Source organism: Streptomyces atroolivaceus, from assembly GCF_000717025.1.
GTDB lineage: Bacteria > Actinomycetota > Actinomycetes > Streptomycetales > Streptomycetaceae > Streptomyces > Streptomyces atroolivaceus.
The window spans coordinates 914,823-934,378 of sequence record NZ_JNXG01000002.1 but is presented as its reverse complement, the minus strand read 5'-3'; the positions used below and the strand labels follow the sequence as shown (position 1 = coordinate 934,378).

The following is a 19,556-nucleotide window of genomic DNA, read 5'->3' as shown; positions in this document are numbered from 1 at the left end:
GACTGGACACCCACGTTTTCCGCTCTCCTTCGCATCCAACCATGCCTGGCCGGACACTCGCTCATTACCCATGGGTTACCCAGCCCCGACCCGGGTCGGACCGCCCCGCGCCAGGACCCTCGCCAGCGCTTCCACCACCTGCGGCTGGTAGTCGCGGCCGGTGCCGAGCCTGAGCTGCTCCAGCGCACCCAGGGGCCCTTTCACGCCTTCCCCGCACAGGTCGTCGTACGCGTTCACCGCACGGACGATCCTCGCGGCGGTCTGCTGTTCGCGGTACGGATCGGCCTGCTGTTCCACCACCGCGGCGACCGCCGGATCCACTCCGGTCTGACGGACGACCGCCCCTCCGAGAAGGGCGATCCGGCGCTGCTCCTCGGCGGGGAGGAGGGCGGTGGCCCCGTCGGCCACGGGATCGACGAGCGAGAGCTGGCCGATGTCGTGCATCAGCGCCGCGTATTCGAGGACGGTCAGCTCGTGGCCGCCGAGCCCCAGCTCCCGCCCCACGGCGGCCGAGAGTTCGGCCACCCTGCGGGCGTGCCCGTGCGGGGTGTAGCCCGCGATCTCCGTGGACCGGGCCAGCGACGCGATGGTCTGCCGGTACGTCGTACGGACGGCGGCGTACCGCCGGTACGAGACCTGGGTCAGCAGCAGCGGTACGCACAGCACCGGCAGGGCCCACAGCCCCGCGACGGCCACCCCGAGCGCCATCACGGCGCCGGTCGCGCAGACCGCCGAGCCGATGCCGCTGAGCCTCCGGAGTTCGTCGCGCAACTGCGGCCCGTACCGACGGGACGTACCCGCCGTGAGCGCCGCGAGAACGGCGTCGCACAGGGCGCTGAGAACCAGCAGCACGAGCAGGAAGAGAGCGAAGTACGGCCCCTCGCCGAACCAGTGTTCCGACCGGCCCGCGTGGTGGAACGGCTGGAAGCACACGGCGGCGAAGGCCACTGTCAGCAAGCGACGGGCAGCCTGGTCGGGGCCAGGGCCGCTTCCGCGCGCCACGTGGGGCACGGAGGCGAGCAGCTGTGCCGCGGCGACGACGGTGACCACCTGCAGGACACCATGGGCGGTGTCCTGTCCCCCGCTGCGCCCCAGCAGCGCGTAAGCGAGTGCGCCCGCCGCCCCGAGGGGCGCGGGCTCACGCTCACCGGGCAGAGCGCCCCAGCGGGCCAGCTCACCGACGGTGACCAGGACCCCGAAGGCGAGGGCGTGGCCGGGCTCGACGACGCCGTTCCACAGGGTGTGCCCCAGCGCGGCGACCGCGAGGGCCAGTGCGCCGCCACGGACCGCGAGGACGGCCGGCGGCGGGTGGACCGGGGTCACCGGTGCCGACCCGGACGGTCCGGGGTGCCGGCGGCGGGCGCCCGTACATCCGCCCGCTGCGTAGGAAGTCCGGCCGGATCCTCGTCCGAGGTGACCGTGTTGGCCGCGGCGGACCAGCCATGGCGGTCCAGGGCTCGCGCCAGCGCCCGGACCATGCGCGGATCGAACTGGCTCCCGGCGCAGCGCCTCAGCTCCTCCACAGCCGCGGGGACGGGCCGCCCGCGCCGGTAGGAGCGCGTCGACGTCATCGCGTCGAACGCGTCCGCGACGGCGACGACCCTGGCGAACTCGGGGATCCTGTCACCCGTGAGCCCGTACGGATAGCCACTGCCGTCGAGCCGCTCGTGGTGGTGCAGGATCGCGGCACGCGCCTCGTCCAGGAAGCCGATTCCGCGGACGATCTCATGGCCGTACTCGGGATGCAGCTCGATGACGCGGCGCTCCTCGGGGGTGAGCGGCCCGTCCTTGCGCAGGACCCGGGTCGGCACGCCGAGCTTGCCGACGTCGTGCAGGATGCCGGCGAAGCGGAGGGCTTCCGTCCGGCTCTCCTCCATGCCGAGTTCGCGGGCGATCAGCTCGGAGGCGCGGCCCACCCGCTCGCTGTGGCCGCGGGTGTAGCCGTCCTTGATGTCGACCGCCTGGACGAGCGCCCTGATGGTGGCGCGGTGGGCGGCGTGCCGGCGGTGGTACTGCGCGAAGACCCAGCAGGAGATGTACATCGGCAGCAGGACGACCAGGGCGGAGAGCGGCCCGTAGGTGCTGCGCCACAGGACCGCCATCATCAGCCCCGCGAGCGCGTGAACCAGGTGCGGCCCCACGGAGCGGGCCGGCAGCCCGCGCCAGGCGTGCCTGACGGCCACGCGCTCGGCGGTGGCGATGATGCCGCCGTCCAGCGCGGCAAGCACCAGGCCGAAGACGAGCGCGGCGGCGCAGGCCGGGAGGAGGGCGTGGGGCAGGGCGGGTACGGCCCCTTCCGGGCCACCGCCGAGCGTGGCGGGGCCGCCCGATAGCGCGTAGGCCCATGAGGCCGCACCCACGGTCAGGGCGAGCTGAGCGGCCCGCCAGACACGGCGGGCCGTGACGGGCGGCCCGTCCACATGGCTCACGAGTGCGCCGGGTACGGCGACGAGGACGGCGGCGGACGGTGGCAGCAGGAACGCCGCGGCGAGCAGCAGGGGAAAGAACGATCCGGCGGTGATCGGCACGGAGCCGCCGAAGACGCGGAAGCGGCCGGGGAGTTCACAGGCGGAGTAGAGCGCGGCGAGCAGGCCGAGCGTGCCCCAGGGGGTGCCGGCCTCCGGGGACAGCGCGGGAACCGCGCCGAGCGCGGCGCAGACCACCGCGCACAGGATGTAGACGCGCGCCGCCGCCGATGTGCCGCTCACCCCTGCCACCCGCCCCCAGCCTGGTCAATGGAGGCGCCACGCTAGCGAGTTGGAGGTGGCCCAGGGCCCGAACGGGCCGGATTAGCACGTTCGGGTGACGCGACCGGGGTTCGTGCTCGGCGCACGCAGTGCGGCCGACACCAGGTGGCGGCGGCCGGACGGGCGACCGTCAGACGGAAACGGCGGCCGTCATTCGCCGTCCGGCCGCGGCCGGACGGGCGACCGTCACTCGGAGCCGACGGCCGTCATTCGGCGGCTGCGGCCGGACGTTCCGCGCCGCCCACGGCCACGTCCTGCTCGGGCACGGCCTGCCCCGAACGGATCAGGTCGATCCGTCCCATGACCTTCGAGCGCAGGTCGGCCGGGACGTCGTCCTGCCCGCAGCAGCGCTTGACCAGCTTCTTCACGGCCTGCTCCAGGCCGTACTTCTCCAGGCACGGGGAGCACTCCTCGAAGTGCACCTCGAATTTGGTGCAGTCGCCCTCGGGCATCTCCCGGTCGAGGAACTCGTAGAGATGATCGAGAACCTCTGAGCAGTCCGTCTCGTGCGGCTCTCCGCAGCTCATGAGGCCGAGCCTTTCCTGTCGTCCGACTCACCGGCTCCGGCCGGGACGAGCCCGCGCTCACGCGCGTAGTCCTCCAGCATGCCGCGCAGCTGACGGCGCCCCCGGTGCAGCCGGGACATCACCGTACCGATGGGTGTCCCCATGATGTCCGCGATCTCCTTGTAGGCAAAGCCCTCCACATCGGCGAGATACACGGCGATGCGGAACTCTTCGGGGATCGACTGCAGCGCGGACTTCACGTCGGAGTCCGGCAGGTGGTCGAGCGCCTGTGACTCCGCCGAGCGCAGCCCTGTCGACATGTGCGACTCCGCACGCGCCAGCTGCCAGTCCTCGATCTCCTCGGCGGCGCTCCGCTGGGGTTCACGCTGCTTCTTGCGGTACGAGTTGATGAAGGTATTCGTGAGGATGCGGTACATCCACGCCTTGAGGTTCGTGCCCTCACGGAACTGGTGGAAGGAGCCGTACGCCTTGGCGTACGTCTCCTGGACCAGGTCCTCGGCATCCGCGGGGTTGCGCGTCATGCGCAGCGCGGCCGAGTACATCTGGTCCAGATATCCGAGGGCGTCCCGCTCGAAGCGCGCGTTGCGCTCCGCGGTCGTCTCCTGCGCGCGGCCGTCGTCGGTCCCTGTGTCGGTCCCAGTGACCGGACCCACCTCCTCCAACGATGTGGCGGGGCCGAAACCGGACCCACTCGCATCGGAGAATAGTCGACCTTGCTTCTGCGCGGGCTGTCGATCGGCTCCGCCCGGGGCGCGCGCCGGAGTGCTCCTGGCCGCGTGAAGCACCGTCCACTCCAGCTCTGCGGCGTTCGAGCGGCTCGGGCAGATGGTCGAACCCATGCGACGGACTCCCTCTCCACGTACGACGTTGTTGTACCGACATCACCCACAACAGCCGCCTCGCACGGCGCATTCCCGGGGCTCGGCCAGGGGGCGGCGTGTGCGGGGAGCCACGTGGTCAGGAGAGACCGTCCAGCCATTCGGCCACAGCTCCGGAGAGGAGGTCCATCGCCTGATCCTGGGTCAGCGGCGCCTTCCTGGGTACGGCGAAGCCGTGATCCGCGTACGGCACCTCGACGAGCCCGTGCCCCCCGGGCGGGAACTCCTCCGGCCGCCCGAACGGGTCCCTGCCGCCCTGCACCACGAGCGCGGGGACGCCCGCGCCGAGCAGCTCGTCCGCGCGGGACTTCTCGGGCTTGCCCGGAGGATGCAGCGGAAAGCTCAGGGCGAGCACCGCGCGGGCATCGAGTTCCGCCGCCGTACGGCAGGCCACCCGGGCCCCCGCGCTGCGTCCCCCGGCGACGACGGGAAGCCCCGGGGCCGTCAGTGCGGGCCACAGCCCCCGCCAGCCGGTGTCCAGGGTCCGGGGCGCGGGCGCCAGCTTCTTCCCCGCCACCCGCCACGGCTGCTCCACCAGGGCGACGGTCACCCGGCGGCCCGGCAGTACCGCGGCCAGGGCCTGGAGGTCCCGGGCTTCGATGCCGCCGCCCGCCCCGTGGCTGACGGCGAGCACCAGACGGGCCCCCTTCGCGGGGATCCAGGTGATCCTGGCCTCTCCGGCGTCCGTGCCGACGCTCTCGGTCTTCTGCGCTGTCCCTGTAGTACGGCTCACAGCGCCCATCCTGCCGGGTCAGAAGAGCGTGCTCACCTCCGGCGCGGCCAGCTCCTCCAGGAGCTCCGGACCGTTGTTGCGGACGTTGCTGACGGCGGTGGCCACCGGATAGGCCCGCATCAGTCCGCCGGGCGGCGGCTCCAGGAGCGCCTTGAGCTCCTCGACGCCGGTGCGCGAGGGATCGAGCCAGTCGTCCCAGCGGTCCGGGGTCAGCATCAGCGGCATCCGGGGGTGGATGTCGGCGAGCGAGGCGGGCCCCTCGGCGGGGGCCACGGCGAGCGGGGCCGTCTCCGCCTCGGTGGTGATGACCGAGCACGTCACCCACCAGGCCTGCGGATGGTCGTCGGGGAGGGTCCGGTCGCGCCAGAACTCGTACAGGCCGGCCATGGCGAAGACGGAGCCGTCGGCGGGCGTCACGAAGTACGGCTGCTTGCGGGGCCGCTTCTTCTTCCCCTTCTCCTCCAGCTGCCGCTCGTCTGCTCCGGTGACCCACTCGTAGTAGCCGTCGGCGGGCAGGATGCAGCGCCTCGACACGAAGGGGCGGCGGAAGGACGGCTTCTCGTGGACGGTCTCCGCGCGGGCGTTGATCATGCGGGCGCCGCCCTCCGGCGACTTCGCCCAGGACGGCACCAGCCCCCATTTCAGGGCACGCAGCTGGCGAACCGGACGCTGGTCGTCTGCGTCCTTCACAGGACGGTCCAGGACCGCGTAGACCTCCTTGGTCGGCGCGACGTTCCAGTCGGGCTCCAGGGTCTCCGTGGGTTCCCACTTCTCCACGCCGAAGAGCCCGGTCAGATCTTCCGGCCGCCGACTCGCTGCATACCGTCCGCACATAAGTGCCAGACTGCCACGACCCACCACCCGAGTGGACGCCGATCCCTCGAGCGATTCAAGGAGCCGCCCCGCCATGGACAGCACCGAACTGGGCGATCTGTGGGATCGCGTCTTCGGGACCCAGCCCGCCCCCGAGCAGTGGCTGGTGGTCGTCACGGCCACGGCGGCGCTCGTCGCGGTGGTGCCCAACCTCATATGGCGGCTCTCGCGCAACGCGATCACCATCGCCCACGAGGGAGGGCACGGACTGGTCGCCCTGCTCACCGGGCGGCAGCTCTCCGGCATCCGGCTGCACTCGGACACCAGCGGCCTCACCGTCAGCCGCGGAAAGCCCACCGGCATCGGCATGATCCTCACCGCGGCGGCCGGCTACACGGCGCCACCGCTGCTCGGGCTGGGTGGTGCCTGGCTGCTGACCAACGGCCGGATCACGCTGCTCCTGTGGCTGGCGACCGCCCTCCTGGCGGTCATGCTGGTGATGATCCGCAACCTCTACGGGGCACTGACGGTCATCCTCACGGGTGCGACCTTCCTGCTGGTGTCCTGGCTCACCTCGGCGGACGTCCAGTCGGCGTTCGCGTACACCGTGGTCTGGTTCCTGCTGCTCGGCGGCGTGCGCCCGGCGTTCGAGCTCCAGTCCAAGCGCCGCCACGGCGGCGCACCCGACTCCGACGCCGACCAGCTCGCCCGGCTGACGCACGCGCCGGCGGCGATCTGGCTCTTCCTCTTCCACGCGGTGTCGCTCAGCTCGCTGATCGGCGGCGGACGCTGGCTCCTCGGGCTGTGAGGGCCCCCGACCGGTCGCGGGCGGAGGCCCGCTCTTACCACTCTTGTATTACGTCCTGGTTTCGGCCCATTTGCCCAGGATCTGGGTTTGCGCTGAGCCACTAAAGTAAGGGGCATGACCGAGAGTTCCGTGCACCCCGCCCTCTGGCCCGCCCCCCGAGCGACCGGGGCCGTCGACGCGACCGTCACCGTGCCCGGATCGAAGTCGGTCACCAATCGTGCCCTCGTCCTCGCCTCCCTCTCCTCGGAGCCGGGCTGGCTGCGGCGCCCGCTGCGCTCCCGCGACACCCTGCTGATGGCCCAGGCGCTCCGCGCGATGGGCGTCGGCATCGAGGAGGGCGTGGGCCCGGACGGTTCGGGCGAGGCCTGGCGGGTCATCCCCGCCGGTCTGCACGGCCCGGCCCGGGTGGACGTCGGTAACGCGGGAACGGTGATGCGTTTCCTGCCGCCCGTGGCCTGTCTCGCGGACGGTCCCGTCCACTTCGACGGGGACCCGCGGTCCTACGAGCGGCCCCTGCACGGTGTGATCGGCGCGCTGAAGTCCCTGGGAGCCCGGATCGACGACGACGGCCGGGGAACCCTGCCGCTGACCGTGCACGGCGCGGGCGCACTGGACGGCGGCGCGGTGTCCATCGACGCGTCCTCGTCCTCCCAGTTCGTCTCCGCGCTGCTGCTGTCCGCGCCCCGGTTCAACCAGGGGGTGGAGGTACGCCACACCGGCTCGGCCCTGCCGTCCATGCCCCACATCCGGATGACCGTGGACATGCTGCGTTCGGTCGGCGCCCAGGTCGACGAGCCCGAGACGGGCGGCGAGCCGAACGTCTGGCGGGTCTCCCCCTCCGCACTGCTCGGCCGCGACCTGACCGTCGAGCCCGACCTGTCCAACGCCCAGCCGTTCCTGGCCGCCGCGCTGGTGACCGGTGGGCGCGTCACGGTCCCCGACTGGCCGCTGCGGACCACCCAGCCGGGTGACGCGCTGCGCGAGATCTTCACCGCGATGGGTGGCTCGTGCGAGCTGACCGAGCGCGGCCTCACCTTCACCGGCTCTGGCACGGTCCACGGCATCGACGTCGATCTGAGCGAGGTCGGTGAGCTGACACCGGGCATCGCGGCCCTCGCCGCCCTCGCGGACTCCCCGTCCACCCTGAGCGGCGTCGCCCACCTGCGGCTGCACGAGACGGACCGGCTGGCGGCGCTCACCAAGGAGATCAACGGTCTCGGGGGCGACGTCACCGAGACCGCCGACGGCCTGCGGATCAATCCCCGCCCGCTGCACGGCGGCACCTTCCACACCTACGACGACCACCGGATGGCGACCGCGGGCGCGATCATCGGCCTCGCCGTGGCGGGGGTGGAGATCGAGAACGTCGGCACGACGGCCAAGACCCTGCCCGACTTCCCGGCCATGTGGACCGGGATGCTCGGGGAACCCTCCGGGGCCGTCGGCGTCTCGCCCGGTGCGCTCGGTGTCTCACCGGGGCGCGGGGTCTGAGGGCATGCGCCGCTACGGGAAGAACCCCGACGAGGACGACATCCGCGTCCGCCCCAACCCCAAGGGCAACCGGCCCCGCACCCACACGCGCCCCAAGCACGAGGACGCCCAGGACGGCATGGTCCTCACCGTCGACCGCGGCAGGCTCACCTGTCTCGTCGACGGCCGCGCGGTGACGGCCATGAAGGCCCGCGAGCTGGGCCGCAAGGCCGCCGTGGTCGGCGACCGGGTCTCTCTGGTGGGTGACCTCTCAGGCGAGAAGGACACCCTGGCGCGCATCGTGCGGATCGGCGCGCGCACGTCGGTGCTCCGCCGCACGGCGGACGACGACGATCCGTTCGAGCGGGTGGTCGTCGCCAACGCCGACCAGCTGGCCATCGTCACCGCGCTCGCCGATCCCGAACCCCGCCCGCGCATGATCGACCGCTGCCTGGTGGCGGCGTACGACGGCGGGCTCACCCCACTCCTGGTGCTGACCAAGTCCGATCTGGCCTCCGCGGACAAACTCCTGGAGGCCTACACCCCGCTGGGTGTCCCCTACGTCGTGACCAGTCGTGAGGAGCTCGAGAACGGCGACGCCGCCGGACGGGTCCGTGAGCTGCTGAACGACCGGGTGACCGCCTTCGTGGGGCACTCCGGGGTCGGCAAGACGACGCTGGTCAACGCCCTCGTGCCGAAGGACCGGAGGCGGACGACCGGGGTGGTCAACGCGGTGACGGGCCGCGGCAGGCACACCACCACGTCGGCGCTCGCCCTGCCGCTGCCGGACGGCCGCGGCTGGGTGGTCGACACCCCGGGCGTCAGGTCGTTCGGACTGCACCACGTCGACCCGTCGCGGGTCATCAACGCCTTCCCCGACCTTCAGCCGGGCACGGAGAACTGCCCGCGCGGCTGCACCCATGACGGCCAGGAGCCCGAGTGCGCACTGGACGCGTGGGTCACGGAGGGGCACGCCGATCCGGCGCGGCTCGACTCACTGCGGAGGCTGCTCTCGACCCGGGAGCGTCGCGAGGGCGACTGAGACACGGCGGATGCCGCCCGACTCGCGCACGTTTGCGGGCTCCCACGGTTGGTAAGGGCATAATCGCGCAAGCGAGACGAAGCGTCACCTACGTGGGAGGCACCGGACGATGGCGTGGTTGCTGGTCGTGGTCGCTGGACTGCTCGAGACCGGCTTCGCCGTGTGTCTGAAGCTTTCGCACGGATTCACCCGCCTCTGGCCGACGATCGCGTTCTGCGCGTTCGCCCTCGGCAGCTTCGGTCTGCTCACCATGGCCCTCAAGAAGCTCGACGTCGGGCCGGCGTACGCGGTGTGGACGGGCATCGGAGCCGCGGGAACCGCGATCTACGGGATGGTCTTCCTCGACGACGTGGTCTCCACGCTCAAGCTGGTGTCGATCTCGTTGGTGATCATCGGTGTGATCGGTCTGCAGCTGTCCGGTTCGGCGCACTGAGCCCTGCGGGACGGGCACGGCGGGTCCGCCGGGACCAAGGCGTACGAGAGGGCGAGACGGAACGCGATCTCGCAGGTCAGCGCGTGCTCCGCCGGGTCGCGTGGAGACGACTCGCCCTCCCGCGCGGCCAGGGCCCGGTCGCGTACGAGCCTGAGCACCTCGGAGGGCGTGGGCAGCGCCGTCCCGGTCCGCCGCCCGGCGCCAGGGCCTTTCGGTGCGGGCAGGTGGTCTCCCCGGACACCGGTGAGCAGCGCCTTGACCAGTACGTCCCCACGGGCCGCCCGGACCGTCCAGCGGGCGAGCTCCAGCGGCCCCTCTCCCCCGGTGCGGCCCAGCGCCCGTTCCACCCCGGCCAGGTAGCCGTCGGCCGCGCGCCTGATCAACGCGCGGGCCAGACCGTCCTTGCTGCCGAACTCGTTGTAGAGGGTCTGCCGGGAGACCCGTGCCCCGGCCGCCACGTCGACCATGCGCACGGATGTCCAGGGCAGCGTGCGGAGCGCCGACTGTGCGGAGTCCAGCAGGGCTTCTCGCGCTGACGGCATCGTCGCCTCCCACGCCGGGGACCTGGCCTCACCGTCGGCGCGCCCGGGGCCCCTGTCAAGGGTCCGCGCAACGCGCGCCCCGCCCCGGCGCGGGGCCGTGTAGCCCGGGCGGGTGGCTGTGGATACTGTGACGGCATGCCCGATTACCACGATGATCTGCGCCTGGCCCACGTACTGGCGGACGCCGCCGACGCGGCGACGATGGACCGGTTCAAGGCTCTGGACCTGAAGGTCGAGACCAAGCCGGACATGACCCCGGTGAGCGAGGCCGACAAACACGCGGAGGAGCTGATCCGCGGGCATCTGCACCGGGCTCGTCCGCGCGACGCGATCCTGGGCGAGGAGTACGGGATCGAGGGCAGCGGTCCACGGCGCTGGGTCGTCGACCCGATCGACGGCACCAAGAACTACGTCCGGGGCGTCCCCGTCTGGGCGACCCTGATCTCTCTGATGGAGGCGGGTGCCGACGGTTTCCAGCCGGTGGTCGGCGTGGTGTCGGCCCCCGCGCTGAACCGCCGCTGGTGGGCCGCGAAGGGGGCCGGCGCCTTCTCCGGCCGCAGTCTGACCTCCGCGACGCGGCTGCACGTGTCGAAGGTCGAGAGGATCGCGGACTCCTCGTTCGCGTACGCCTCGATGACCGGCTGGGAGGAGCAGGGCCGGCTCGACGGTTTCATGGATCTGACACGGGCCTGCTGGCGCACCCGGGGCTACGGGGACTTCTGGCCCTACATGATGGTCGCCGAGGGGTCGGTGGACATCTGCGCGGAGCCGGAGCTCTCCCTGTGGGACATGGCGGCGAACGCGATCATCGTCCAGGAGGCCGGCGGGCAGTTCACCAGCCTGGACGGGGTCTCCGGACCGGGCGGCGGCAACGCGGCGGCGTCCAACGGGCTGCTGCACCACGAGCTGCTCGGCTACCTCAACCAGCGCTACTAAGGGGCTGACCCGCAATCCCCGGCGGGCGCACGACGACAGCTACGGCACCTCGCCGCGTTGCCGGAACGCCCGAATGCATCCGGTATGCGGACGTCCCTCCGCCTTGCGATGCACCGCATCCGACGCCGCGCGCTGACCCACCCGGGATCACGGGACAGCCCTTCGCCGCGTCCGCCAGGGGCCCCGCCCGGCGGGCCGGGGGCCCGAGCCGGAGATTCGCCGACAGGGGCCGCCCGCCCCCTTGTTGGAGCCCTCTTCGGGTGCGACTCTGAGAGTCCCCCTACTTGTGAACTTGTGAATTGGCTCACGAGGGCCGCTTCGCAGATCACTTATCGAAGGAGGTGGCTCCCTAGATGCTTGTCCGTGACGCCATGAGCACCCTGGTCCTCACCATCGGCCCGGCCCATACGCTCCGTCAGGCGGCCCGGCTGATGTCGGCCCGCCGTATCGGAGCGGCCGTCGTCCACGATCCCGACACCTGCGGTCTCGGAATCATCACCGAGCGCGACATCCTCGACGCGGTCGGCGCGGGAATGGATCCCGACGTCGAGACCGCGTCCACCCACACCACCACCGACGTGGTCTTCGCCTCTCCCGCCTGGACCCTGGAGGAGGCCGCGGAGGCCATGACGCACGGCGGCTTCAGGCATCTGATCGTGCTGGACGGCGACGGCCCCGTCGGCATCGTCTCGGTACGCGACATCATCCGGTGCTGGACGCCGGCCAGGAGACAGACGGCCGGCCTGACCCGCTGACCCCGGACCCGTCCGCGACGGACGGTCCGGCCCCCGGGAACACCGGTGGGCCGGACCTCCCGGGACAACCCGGGGGATCCGGCCCACCGTCGACGACAAGGACCGCAGGGTCTCCGGCCGGTCAGGCCGGCAGACGAAGCCCGGCCTGTTCCGGCCAGGAGCCCTAACCGCGGAGGGCCTGGACCGCGGCTTCCAGCCTCTTGCCGAAGTCTCCGTCGGCCTGACGGAAGTTGTTGATCGCGCGCTCGGCGATGTCGTCGCGCGAGACCTTGGCGATGAAACCGGCGAGGTTGTCGATCAGCCGGGCCTTCTCGTCCTCGGACATCAGCCGGTAGAGGTTGCCCGCCTGCACGAAGTCGTTGTCCTCGGCATGGACCTGGGCCTCGTGGTTACCCGTGGCGCCCGTCACGGGAACGGGCTGCCAGAGCGGCCGGCCCGTCTGGGCCGGGCCGCCGAAGCTGTTGGGCTCGTAGTTCTTCGCACCCTTGTGACGGCCGTCGTAGAGGTAGCCGTCCCGGCTGTTGGTCCGCGCCTCGGTGGCGTGCGGGCGGTTCACCGGCAGGTGGTCGGCGTTGATGCCGACGCGGTAGCGGTGGGCGTCGCCGTACGCGAAGAGTCGGCCCTGGAGCATCTTGTCGGGGGACGGGCCGATACCGGGGACGAAGTGCGCCGGGCTGAAGATCGACTGCTCGACCTCGGCGAAGACGTTCTCCGGGTTCCGGTTGAGCTCCAGCTTGCCGATCTCGATCGGCGGGTAGTCCGCGTGCGGCCACACCTTGGTCAGGTCGAACGGGTTGAAGCGGTACGTGGCCGCCTCGGCCGCCGGCATGATCTGCACCTGCACGGTCCAGGACGGGAAGTCACCGCGCTCGATGGACTCGCGCAGGTCGCGCTGATGACTGTCCGGATCGACGCCGGAGAGGCGGACGGCCTCCTCCGTGGTGAGGTTCTTGATGCCCTGGTCGGTCTTGAAGTGGTACTTGACCCAGAACACCTCGCCGGCCTCGTTGTTCCACTGGAACGTGTGCGAGCCGAAGCCGTCCATGTGGCGGTAGGAGGCGGGGATGCCGCGGTCACCGAAGAGCCAGGTCACCTGATGCGTCGACTCGGGAGACAGCCCCCAGAAGTCCCAGACGTTGTCCGCCTCCTGCGAGCCGGTGTACGGATCGCGCTTCTGGGTGTGGATGAAGTCGGGGAACTTGATGGCGTCCTTGATGAAGAACACCGGGGTGTTGTTGCCGACCAGGTCGTAGTTGCCCTCTTCGGTGTAGAACTTCAGCGCCCAGCCACGCGGGTCCCTGGCCGCGTCCGCGGAGCCGAGGTTGCCCGCCACGGTGGAGAAGCGCAGGAAGGTCTCGGTCTGCTTGCCGACCTCCGAGAGGAACTTCGCCCGGGTCCACTGCGAGACGTCACGGGTCAGCGTGAAGGTGCCGTACGCACCGGCGCCGCGGGCGTGCACGACACGCTCCGGGATGCGCTCGCGGTTGAAGTGCGCGAGCTTCTCGAGAAGAGCCTGGTCCTGAACGAGAACCGGTCCACCCGGGCCAGCGGTCTCGCTGTTCTGATTGTCGGCCACCGGAGCGCCGGCCTCCGTGGTGAGCGGTCCCTGAGTCACGCGCGCCTCCTGCGTCATGTCCTGCACAGCGTCGTCCTGTGCAGCCTGTTCTCGGCCGCAGCCTGTCCTTGGCCAATTCCTCACCGATCCTACAATGGACTTTGTCCAAGTCAAGCTGCCATCTAAAGTCACACCTATTCGGGACTCGGCCTCCCCACTGTTAGGCTGGGCCCCATGAGTGACCTCTTGGAACGACTTCGTGGACGCGGCTGGCGCATGACGGCACAGCGGCGCGTGGTGGCCGAGGTTCTCGAGGGGGACCATGTTCATCTGACTGCGGATGAGGTCCACGCGAGGGCCGTCGAGCGGCTGCCCGAGATCTCCCGGGCCACCGTCTACAACACCCTGGGCGAGATGGTGTCCCTCGGAGAGGTCATCGAGGTCTCCACCGACCGCCGGGCGAAGCGGTACGACCCGAACGCCCACCGCCCCCACCACCACCTGGTGTGCGGGCGCTGCGGAGCGATCCGCGACGTACACCCGTCCGGAAACCCTCTGGCCGACCTGCCGGACGACGAGCGTTTCGGGTTCACCGTCTCGGACGTCGAGGTCACCTACCGCGGTACCTGCCCGAACTGCGCCGCCACGGTCTGACGGGCGAGGAACCCTGCCCCGCACCCCACCGGCGCTCTTCGCGCGGCACGGACCGCCTTTGCGCAGACTGTCCCGCGCGGACACTCCTGGCGTTCACGGGCCTTGCGCGGGCAGTCTTTGCGCGGGCACACGTCAGAGGCCCGGATCCTTGGAAGGATCCGGGCCTCTGACTTTCAGTAGCGGGGACAGGATTTGAACCTGCGACCTCTGGGTTATGAGCCCAGCGAGCTACCGAGCTGCTCCACCCCGCGTCGTTGTGAGTGCAACAGTACGGCACCCCCACCGACCTGAGCAAATTCATTCGCCGGACACCCGCGCGAAGCCATGAGCCGACCGGCTCCTCGTCACGCGGTGAGCTCCTGGTGCAGCGCCTCCAGCAGCCGCGCGGCCCGCTCGGCCACCTCAGCAGGCCCCAGCTCGACCGCCCGGGCACACCAGCGCTGCCCTTCGGTGAGCTCGCCCCGGCGTGCGGCGAGGAGCGCGAGACGGAGGGCAGCCCGTCCGTGCCCGTCGTTGGCGGCACGGCTCCACCACAGGGCCGCCTCGCGCTCACTGCCCTCACGGGCGAGCAGCAGGCCGAGGTTGAAGGCCCCGTTACGGCTGCCCGACTCGGCCGCCTCGCGGTACCAGCGCGCAGCGCCGGCCATGTCACCACGCGCGGCAGCGAGCATCCCGGCCCTGACCTGGGCACGGCGATGACCCTGCTCAGCCGCCCTTTCGTACCACTCCTCGCACTCGGTCTTCTCCGGCATCGGCTCTCCCAGCGCGAGAGGCCCCGGTGCCGGCTGGCGCAGGTCGAGCACGCCGGCCAGCCGGAAGGCCGCCTCGGCGCTGCCGCCGCCCGCCGCGCAGCGCAGATGGCGCTCGGCCTCCCGCTCGTCACCGTCCCGCAGCAGCGCCATGCCGACCTGGAGCGCGGCGTCGGTGTGCCCGGCCGCCGCCGCGCGCTGGTACCAGCCGAGCGCCGTGCGGTCCTCGTCCCGTCCGGCGTGCAGGATGCCGAGGTTGAAGGCGGCGTCCACGCTGCCCGCCTCCGCCGCCTTGGAGAACCAGGGCTCGGCCCCGGTCGCGTCCCCCGCCTGGAGCAGCAGCACCGCCAGCGCGTTCGCCGCCTCACGGTGCCCGGCGTACGCGGCGCGGCGGTACCACTGCTCGGCCTGCGGTATCCGGTCCTGGGCTGCGCAGAGCAGGCCGAGGTTGTACGCGCCGTTGACGTCCCCCGCGTCCATGGCGGCGCGGTACCAGCGCTCGGCGGTCTGCTGCTCACCCCTGGCCGCGTGCAGTGCGCCCAGCGCGTTGGCCGCGTTGCCGTCACCGTCCTGAGCGGCCCGGAGCCACCACACGGCCGCGCTCTCCTCGTCACCCGCGTCGCGCAGCAGGAAACCGAGGGCGCAGGCAGCCCGGGGCTCGCCGTCCTTGGCGGCGGTGAGGTACCAGCGGCCGGCCTCCTTCAGCTCACCGCGCTGCTCCAGGATCGCCCCGAGATGGAGGGCGGCACGGCGGTGACCACGCGCCGCGGCCTGGCGGTACCACTGCTCGGCCTCGCCGACCCGCCGGGAGTCGGGACCCGCGACGGGGCTGTCCCGCTTCACAGGCGTCCCGGCGTCCAGCCCCCGGCGGCCTTCGCCCACGACGCGGCCCAGGCCGAAGGCATCGTGCGCGTCACCCACGGCGGTGCGCTCGATCGTCCGCGCCAAGCGGTACGCCGCCTCCCTGTGGCCCTGCTCCGCGGCGGCGCGCAGCCAGCGCTCGGCGCCGGTGTCACCACGGTGTTCCAGCAGGTCGGCCAGTGCGTACGCGCCCAGCGCGTGCCCCTGCTCGGCGGACTGGCGCAGCCAGTACTCGGCCCCGGGCTCGTCCCCGCGCTCCCGGAAGTGCCGCCCGAGGGCGTGAGCGGCGGCCGCCGATCCGGCGACGGCGGCGATCCGCCACCACCCGGCCGCCTCGTCCGCGTATCCCCTCTGATGGAGGAGCACACCGAGATTGTTGGCGGCGGCCCGGTCCCCCTCGGCGGTGGCCGCGCGCAGGTAGGTCTCCGCGCCGTCCAGCTCCCCGCGACGCAGGAGGAGAGCGCCCAGAACGCTCATCGACGCCGTGTCACCGGCCTCAGCGGCACGCCGGTGACGCGCCTCGGTCTCGTCGGCGTGATCGGTGGTGTCCGTGGTGTCCGTACCTTCGGCGGCGTCGGCGATCTCGCCGGCGCCGGTCACATCGGTGAAGTCCGCAGTGAGGACGGCGGCCTCGCGGTCGCCGTCGGCGGTGTCAGCGGTCCCGGCAAGGGCAGCGGCGAATGCCGCATCTGCCACGTTTTCCGTCTTCCGGCCGCGTCGCTGCACAAACCGCCCTGTCTCCAACAGAGTTGCCCTGTCCCCCATAAATACCATCGTCGCACCACCTGCAACCCGCGTACACCTGGTATACCGCGGCGAGTGAGGTCTCTTCAGCGTTTTGTCGACATGCCCACAGAGAGACAAGTGAAACACGGTTGAGTTCAACTCATGCCCCGCAAACCGCACTTCACTCCGACAATTTGAAAAAAGCCTCACGGCACGACGAAGGCCCGGATCCAAAAGGATCCGGGCCTTCACCATTCAGTAGCGGGGACAGGATTTGAACCTGCGACCTCTGGGTTATGAGCCCAGCGAGCTACCGAGCTGCTCCACCCCGCGTCGTTGTGTTCAAACAGTACCACGACGCGGGGTGGACCTTTCTCAACTGCCCTGGTCGTCGCCCTCGGGCTTCTTGGCGCCCTCGGCACTCGGGGGGCTGCCGGCCCCGTCGGGCTGGGCCGCCGCGGCCCGCTCGAGAGCAGCCTGCAGGTCCGCCTGGGCCTTGCCGTAGGCCTCCCAGTCCTGCTCCTTGAGAGCCGCCTCGCCCGCCGTGTACGCCTTCTGGGCGTCCGCGATGGCCTTCTTCAGAGCGGCTTCCCCGGTGGCCGGCGGTTCGGTCGTGTCACCTGGATCGGTCGGCTCCGTCGGCGGGGTGGTCGTATCGGAACCCTCGACCCCGAAGACCGCGTTGAGCGCCTCCCCGAGGCTGTTCTCGAAGACGATCTTCGAACCGTACGAGGCGGCCACCTTGCGCAGCAGCGGGTAGTTCTGCGTGCCACCGCGCGTGTAGACCGGTTCGATGTAGAGGAAGCCTCCGTCGAGCGGCACGGTCAGCAGATTGCCGTACTCGATGTCCGAGTCGGTTCCCTTGAGGTTTCTCACGAACTCGGCGACGTCGTCGTTACCGTTGAGCTCACTCTGGACCTGACCCGGCCCCTTGACCGTACTGGTGACTCTCAACAGTCTGATCGTGCCGTAGTCCTTGCTGGCCGCGTCCGCGTCCACCGTCATGAACGCCCCGAGGTTGGGCCGCCCCTTCGGCGTGAAGGTCGTGGTCAGGGAGAACGTCTGTGCGTCCTGTCCCGGCATCTTCATGCTCAGGTAGTACGGCGGAACGGCCCCGGGTTCCTTGTTGGTGGGGTCGTCCGGAACCTGCCAGGCGTCACTGCCGCTGTAGAACTGCGCGGGGTCCTCGACGTGGTACCGCGTGAGCAGCTCCCGCTGGACCTTGAACAGGTCCTGCGGGTAGCGCAGGTGGTCCATCAGGTCCTGCGGGATGTCCGACCGTGATTCCACCGTGCCGGGGAACGCCTTGCGCCAGGTCTTGAGCACCGGGTCCTTGGTGTCCCACTCGTAGAGCTTGACCGTGCCGTCGTAGGCGTCGACGGTGGCCTTCACCGAGTTCCGGATGTAGTTGACCTGGTTCTGCTGGGCGACGACCGCGCGCTGGTTGGTGGTGAGCGAGTCGGCCGTGGTGTCACCCAGCGTCGTACGCGAGGCGTACGGGTAGCCGTTGGTGGTGGTGTACGCGTCGACGACCCACTGGATCCGCTTGCCGACGACCACCGGGTAGGCGTCGCCGTCGATGGTCAGCCAGGGGGCGACCGCCTCGACGCGCTCCTTGGGCGTGCGGTTGTAGAGGACCCGCGAACCCTCGCCGATAGCTCCCGAGTACAGGATCTGCGGCTCGCTGAAGGACACGGCGTAGGCCGCCCGGTTGAAGGCGTTGGAGAGGCTGACGCCGCTGTCGCCCTTGTAGCTCGTGGTCTTCTCGCCGTCCTCCTCGTAGTCGAGCTCCTTCTGGGGCCCGCCGACGATGGAGTACTGCTGGGTCTTCTCGCCGTAGTAGATCCGCTGCTCGTACCCCTTGTCCAGGTCGCCGGTGGTCGGCAGACCCGACTCGGTGAAGTCCGGAGAGCCCGCCGGGTTGGTGCCCGTCGTGGTGCCCCGGGCCGCGATGGCGCCGTAGCCGTGGGTGTACGTGAAGTGGTCGTTGATCCAGTTGCGCTTGGGGAGGCCCTCGAGGTTCAGCTCCCGAAGACCGATGACGGTGTCCTGCTCCTTGCCGTCGGCCCCCTTGTAGCGGTCCACGTCCAGCGTCTGGGGGAACTGGTAGTAGTTCCTCTTCTGCTGGAGCTGCTGGAAGGCCGGGGAGACGACGTTCGGGTCCATCACGCGGTAGCTGGCGGCGGTGTCGGCACTCGCCCTCAGCTTGGTGCTGTCATCGGTCGTGCTCGTGCCCGAGTAGTCGTCGACCTTCGCGTCGTCGATGTCGTAGGCGTCGCGCGTCGCGTCGATGTTCTTCTGGATGAACGGCGCTTCCTTGGCCTGCTCGTTGGGCTGGACCTGGAACTTCTGCACGATCGCCGGATACAGGCCGCCGATCAGGATCGCCGACAGCACCATCAGGCCGAAGCCGATCACCGGCAGCTGCCAGGTGCGCCGCCAGAGGGTCGCGAAGAACAGCAGCGCGCAGATCACGGCGATGCAGAACAGGATCGTCTTGGCCGGCAGGTAGGCGTTGGCGTCGACGTACCGCAGGCCCGTCCAGTTGTCCGTGGCCTTGAAGTCACTGGACTTCACGGCCAGGCCGTACCGGTCGAGCCAGTACGCCACGGCCTTCAGCGCCACGAAGATGCCGAGCAGCACGGAGAGATGACCGGTGGCCGCCCCCGTGGCCCGTGCGCCGGGGCTCGTGATCCGCAGTCCGCCGTAGAGGTAGTGGGTCAGCGCCGCCGCGATCAGCGACAGGACCACAGCGGCGAAGCCGAAGCCGAGCATGAAGCGGTACCACGGCAGGTCGAAGGCGTAGAAGGAGACGTCCAGCTTGAACTGGGGGTCCTTCTGCCCGAACGACACGCCGTTGACGTACATCAGCCAGGTACGCCACTGGCCCGACGCGGACGCGCCGGCGATCAGCCCGACGAGCGCGGTGACCGCGAGCAGCACCCACTTCTTGTACGGGGCGACGCTCATCCGGTAGCGGTCCAGGCTCTGCTGCTCCAGCGACATCGCGCTCAGCGGCGGCCGGAGCCGGTGCGCGAGCCAGATGTTCACACCGATGGCGACGGCCATCAGCAGTCCGAAGACGAGGAACAGCCCGATCTTGGTCCACAGGGTGGTGGTGAAAACTGACGAAAACGCGACCGACCTGTACCAGAGCCAGTCCGTCCAGAACCCCGCGAACATGACAAAGGCCATGGCGAGAATCGCCAGGACCCCCAATGTCATGAGCAGGGTACGGACGCGCCGGGACGGGCGGCCGACTCTGATCCGTGGCCCGGTCGGGCCTCCGCCGCGGTCCGGCATCTGGAAAGCCAACGTGCGCACCTC

The 19,556-nt window shown here is 70.7% G+C and carries 17 protein-coding genes and 2 tRNA genes; 7 read left to right on the top strand and 12 right to left on the bottom strand.

Annotated elements, in window-relative coordinates; all coding sequences use genetic code 11:
* Positions 1–75: 75 nt before the first annotated feature.
* From OO67_RS07535 to OO67_RS07510, 6 genes are all read right to left on the bottom strand, one after another.
* Positions 76–1,323: an HD-GYP domain-containing protein gene (locus tag OO67_RS07535; protein WP_033298184.1), complete on the bottom strand. Its 1,248-nt coding sequence runs from the start codon at positions 1,321–1,323 to the stop codon at positions 76–78.
* Positions 1,320–2,708, bottom strand: coding sequence for an HD-GYP domain-containing protein (locus OO67_RS07530; protein WP_033298183.1), 1,389 nt, complete (start codon positions 2,706–2,708; stop codon positions 1,320–1,322). Before OO67_RS07530 ends, OO67_RS07535 begins: the two co-directional genes overlap by 4 nt.
* Positions 2,709–2,953: 245 nt before the next feature.
* Positions 2,954–3,274: a mycothiol system anti-sigma-R factor gene (gene rsrA, locus OO67_RS07525; RefSeq protein WP_033298182.1), complete on the bottom strand. Its 321-nt coding sequence runs from the start codon at positions 3,272–3,274 to the stop codon at positions 2,954–2,956.
* Positions 3,271–3,927, bottom strand: a complete 657-nt coding sequence (locus OO67_RS07520; protein WP_033298180.1) for a sigma-70 family RNA polymerase sigma factor — start codon at positions 3,925–3,927, stop codon at positions 3,271–3,273. The genes rsrA and OO67_RS07520 overlap by 4 nt, the downstream gene beginning before the upstream one ends.
* 304 nt (positions 3,928–4,231) lie before the next feature.
* The gene (locus tag OO67_RS07515; RefSeq protein ID WP_051709197.1) at positions 4,232–4,894 is read right to left on the bottom strand and encodes an alpha/beta hydrolase family protein; all 663 of its coding nucleotides are present in this window, start codon (positions 4,892–4,894) and stop codon (positions 4,232–4,234) included.
* 9 nt (positions 4,895–4,903) lie between these two features.
* Complete coding sequence (locus OO67_RS07510) at positions 4,904–5,719, bottom strand: SOS response-associated peptidase (protein WP_033298176.1); 816 nt, start codon at positions 5,717–5,719, stop codon at positions 4,904–4,906.
* A gap of 73 nt (positions 5,720–5,792) precedes the next feature.
* Between OO67_RS07510 and OO67_RS07505 the strand changes: the two genes are divergently transcribed.
* From OO67_RS07505 to OO67_RS07490, 4 genes are all read left to right on the top strand, one after another.
* On the top strand, positions 5,793–6,506 hold the full coding sequence (locus tag OO67_RS07505; protein WP_033298175.1) for a M50 family metallopeptidase: 714 nt from the start codon (positions 5,793–5,795) through the stop codon (positions 6,504–6,506).
* Between the two features lie 114 nt (positions 6,507–6,620).
* A complete protein-coding gene (gene aroA / locus OO67_RS07500; protein ID WP_033298173.1) occupies positions 6,621–7,997 on the top strand; it encodes a 3-phosphoshikimate 1-carboxyvinyltransferase in 1,377 nt (458 codons plus the stop codon).
* A 4-nt stretch (positions 7,998–8,001) separates the two neighbouring features.
* Positions 8,002–9,018 carry a ribosome small subunit-dependent GTPase A gene (rsgA, locus tag OO67_RS07495; RefSeq protein WP_033298172.1) on the top strand — a complete coding sequence of 339 codons (1,017 nt, stop codon included), beginning with the start codon at positions 8,002–8,004 and terminating at the stop codon, positions 9,016–9,018.
* Positions 9,019–9,127: 109 nt separating this feature from the next.
* Positions 9,128–9,451 carry a DMT family transporter gene (locus OO67_RS07490; protein WP_033298170.1) on the top strand — a complete coding sequence of 108 codons (324 nt, stop codon included), beginning with the start codon at positions 9,128–9,130 and terminating at the stop codon, positions 9,449–9,451.
* Here the strand turns inward: OO67_RS07490 and OO67_RS07485 are convergent.
* Positions 9,343–9,993 carry a TetR/AcrR family transcriptional regulator gene (locus OO67_RS07485; protein ID WP_033298168.1) on the bottom strand — a complete coding sequence of 217 codons (651 nt, stop codon included), beginning with the start codon at positions 9,991–9,993 and terminating at the stop codon, positions 9,343–9,345. The genes OO67_RS07490 and OO67_RS07485 overlap by 109 nt on opposite strands.
* Before the next feature lie 135 nt (positions 9,994–10,128).
* Between OO67_RS07485 and hisN the strand changes: the two genes are divergently transcribed.
* Positions 10,129–10,929, top strand: coding sequence for a histidinol-phosphatase (gene hisN / locus OO67_RS07480; protein ID WP_033298167.1), 801 nt, complete (start codon positions 10,129–10,131; stop codon positions 10,927–10,929).
* Between the two features lie 353 nt (positions 10,930–11,282).
* Complete coding sequence (locus OO67_RS07475; RefSeq protein WP_033298165.1) at positions 11,283–11,684, top strand: CBS domain-containing protein; 402 nt, start codon at positions 11,283–11,285, stop codon at positions 11,682–11,684.
* A 163-nt stretch (positions 11,685–11,847) separates the two neighbouring features.
* Here OO67_RS07475 and OO67_RS07470 read toward each other — a convergent pair whose 3' ends face one another.
* Positions 11,848–13,299, bottom strand: a complete 1,452-nt coding sequence (locus OO67_RS07470) for a catalase (protein WP_208860974.1) — start codon at positions 13,297–13,299, stop codon at positions 11,848–11,850.
* Positions 13,300–13,473: 174 nt separating this feature from the next.
* Here OO67_RS07470 and OO67_RS07465 point away from each other — a divergent pair, with 174 nt between their 5' ends.
* Positions 13,474–13,893, top strand: coding sequence for a Fur family transcriptional regulator (locus OO67_RS07465; RefSeq protein WP_078597693.1), 420 nt, complete (start codon positions 13,474–13,476; stop codon positions 13,891–13,893).
* Between the two features lie 177 nt (positions 13,894–14,070).
* Here the strand turns inward: OO67_RS07465 and OO67_RS07460 are convergent.
* The 4 genes from OO67_RS07460 to OO67_RS07445 all read right to left on the bottom strand — a co-directional run bounded on the left by OO67_RS07460 (position 14,071) and on the right by OO67_RS07445 (position 19,532).
* A tRNA-Met gene (locus OO67_RS07460) sits at positions 14,071–14,144 on the bottom strand.
* Positions 14,145–14,237: 93 nt separating this feature from the next.
* A complete protein-coding gene (locus OO67_RS07455; protein WP_033298162.1) occupies positions 14,238–16,277 on the bottom strand; it encodes a tetratricopeptide repeat protein in 2,040 nt (679 codons plus the stop codon).
* Between the two features lie 211 nt (positions 16,278–16,488).
* Positions 16,489–16,562, bottom strand: a tRNA-Met gene (locus OO67_RS07450).
* Between the two features lie 42 nt (positions 16,563–16,604).
* Positions 16,605–19,532: a UPF0182 family membrane protein gene (locus OO67_RS07445; protein WP_033298161.1), complete on the bottom strand. Its 2,928-nt coding sequence runs from the start codon at positions 19,530–19,532 to the stop codon at positions 16,605–16,607.
* Positions 19,533–19,556: the final 24 nt, after the last annotated feature.

What these genes read in the sequence shown, in the direction of transcription:
- rsrA (WP_033298182.1), bottom strand. Translation starts at nt 3,274, where the DNA reads ATGAGCTGCGGAGAGCCGCACGAGACGGACTGCTCAGAGGTTCTCGAT.
- OO67_RS07515 (WP_051709197.1), bottom strand. Translation starts at nt 4,894, where the DNA reads ATGGGCGCTGTGAGCCGTACTACAGGGACAGCGCAGAAGACCGAGAGC.
- OO67_RS07510 (WP_033298176.1), bottom strand. Translation starts at nt 5,719, where the DNA reads ATGTGCGGACGGTATGCAGCGAGTCGGCGGCCGGAAGATCTGACCGGG.
- OO67_RS07505 (WP_033298175.1), top strand. Translation starts at nt 5,793, where the DNA reads ATGGACAGCACCGAACTGGGCGATCTGTGGGATCGCGTCTTCGGGACC.
- aroA (WP_033298173.1), top strand. Translation starts at nt 6,621, where the DNA reads ATGACCGAGAGTTCCGTGCACCCCGCCCTCTGGCCCGCCCCCCGAGCG.
- rsgA (WP_033298172.1), top strand. Translation starts at nt 8,002, where the DNA reads ATGCGCCGCTACGGGAAGAACCCCGACGAGGACGACATCCGCGTCCGC.
- OO67_RS07490 (WP_033298170.1), top strand. Translation starts at nt 9,128, where the DNA reads ATGGCGTGGTTGCTGGTCGTGGTCGCTGGACTGCTCGAGACCGGCTTC.
- OO67_RS07485 (WP_033298168.1), bottom strand. Translation starts at nt 9,993, where the DNA reads ATGCCGTCAGCGCGAGAAGCCCTGCTGGACTCCGCACAGTCGGCGCTC.
- hisN (WP_033298167.1), top strand. Translation starts at nt 10,129, where the DNA reads ATGCCCGATTACCACGATGATCTGCGCCTGGCCCACGTACTGGCGGAC.
- OO67_RS07475 (WP_033298165.1), top strand. Translation starts at nt 11,283, where the DNA reads ATGCTTGTCCGTGACGCCATGAGCACCCTGGTCCTCACCATCGGCCCG.
- OO67_RS07465 (WP_078597693.1), top strand. Translation starts at nt 13,474, where the DNA reads ATGAGTGACCTCTTGGAACGACTTCGTGGACGCGGCTGGCGCATGACG.
- OO67_RS07455 (WP_033298162.1), bottom strand. Translation starts at nt 16,277, where the DNA reads ATGGTATTTATGGGGGACAGGGCAACTCTGTTGGAGACAGGGCGGTTT.
- OO67_RS07445 (WP_033298161.1), bottom strand. Translation starts at nt 19,532, where the DNA reads ATGCCGGACCGCGGCGGAGGCCCGACCGGGCCACGGATCAGAGTCGGC.